This is a genomic window from Gilliamella sp. Pas-s25, from assembly GCF_009795885.1.
In the GTDB taxonomy this organism is placed as follows: Bacteria; Pseudomonadota; Gammaproteobacteria; order Enterobacterales; family Orbaceae; genus Gilliamella.
On sequence record NZ_WTEV01000063.1, the window covers coordinates 1 to 1,747 of the forward strand.

1 rRNA gene is annotated in these 1,747 nt (G+C 49.6%); it reads right to left on the reverse strand.

Features of this window, described 5'->3' with window-relative positions:
* Positions 1-5 precede the first annotated feature (5 nt).
* A 16S ribosomal RNA gene (locus GQ593_RS13250) occupies positions 6-1,543 on the reverse strand.
* Positions 1,544-1,747 lie beyond the last annotated feature (204 nt).

Sequence of the window (1,747 nt, forward strand, 5' to 3'; positions counted from 1 at the left end):
CTTCGTAAGGAGGTGATCCAACCGCAGGTTCCCCTACGGTTACCTTGTTACGACTTCACCCCAGTCATGAACCACACCGTGGTAAACGCCCTCCCGAAGGTTAAGCTATCTACTTCTGGTGCAACCCACTCCCATGGTGTGACGGGCGGTGTGTACAAGGCCCGGGAACGTATTCACCGTGACATTCTGATTCACGATTACTAGCGATTCCGACTTCATGGAGTCGAGTTGCAGACTCCAATCCGGACTTAGACGTACTTTATGAGGTCCGCTTGCTCTCGCGAGGTCGCTTCTCTTTGTATACGCCATTGTAGCACGTGTGTAGCCCTGGTCGTAAGGGCCATGATGACTTGACGTCGTCCCCACCTTCCTCCGCTTTATCAACGGCAGTCTCCTTTGAGTTCCCGGCCGAACCAATGGCAACAAAGGATAAGGGTTGCGCTCGTTGCGGGACTTAACCCAACATTTCACAACACGAGCTGACGACAGCCATGCAGCACCTGTCTCACAGTTCCCGAAGGCACTCTCGTATCTCTACAAGATTCTGTGGATGTCAAGACCAGGTAAGGTTCTTCGCGTTGCATCGAATTAAACCACATGCTCCACCGCTTGTGCGGGCCCCCGTCAATTCATTTGAGTTTTAACCTTGCGGCCGTACTCCCCAGGCGGTCGATTTATCGCGTTAGCTTCGGAGCCCATCACTCTAGGCAACAAACTCCAAATCGACATCGTTTACAGCGTGGACTACCAGGGTATCTAATCCTGTTTGCTCCCCACGCTTTCGCATCTCAGCGTCAGTATCTGTCCAGAAGGCCGCCTTCGCCACCGGTATTCCTCCACATCTCTACGCATTTCACCGCTACACGTGGAATTCTACCTTCCTCTACAATACTCTAGTTAACCAGTTTTAAGTGCAATTCCTAGGTTGAGCCCAGGGCTTTCACACCTAACTTAATTATCCGCCTACATGCCCTTTACGCCCAGTCATTCCGATTAACGCTCGCACCCTCCGTATTACCGCGGCTGCTGGCACGGAGTTAGCCGGTGCTTCTTCTGTGATTAACGTCAATTAATGCACCTATTAGATACATTACCTTCCTCATCACCGAAAGTACTTTACAACCCGAAGGCCTTCTTCATACACGCGGCATGGCTGCATCAGGGTTCCCCCCATTGTGCAATATTCCCCACTGCTGCCTCCCGTAGGAGTCTGGACCGTGTCTCAGTTCCAGTGTGGCTGGTCATCCTCTCAGACCAGCTAGAGATCGTCGCCTAGGTGAGCCTTTACCCCACCTACTAGCTAATCCCATATGGGTTCATCAAATGGCGCATGGCCCGAAAGTCCCATGCTTTGGTCTCGCGACATTATACGGTATTAGCAGTCGTTTCCAACTGTTGTCCCCTTCCATTCGGCAGATCCCCATACTTTACTCACCCGTCCGCCACTCGTCATCAAGTGCAAGCACTCATGTTACCGTTCGACTTGCATGTGTTAAGCCTGCCGCCAGCGTTCAATCTGAGCCATGATCAAACTCTTCAATTTAAAGTTTGATGCTCAATAACTGTCTCTGACATATTCAAATGAATCTTCAGTGTCACTTATTAAGACTTGATTTTTTTAAGTCCGTAGACTTTTAATTCTTCGTCTTGCAAGTGCCCACACAGATTGTCTGTTTCTTATTTTTAAAGAGCTAACAGCTTCAACTTTCAATCAACATTTTGTTAATTTAGTTTGCTGTCTCAAGGG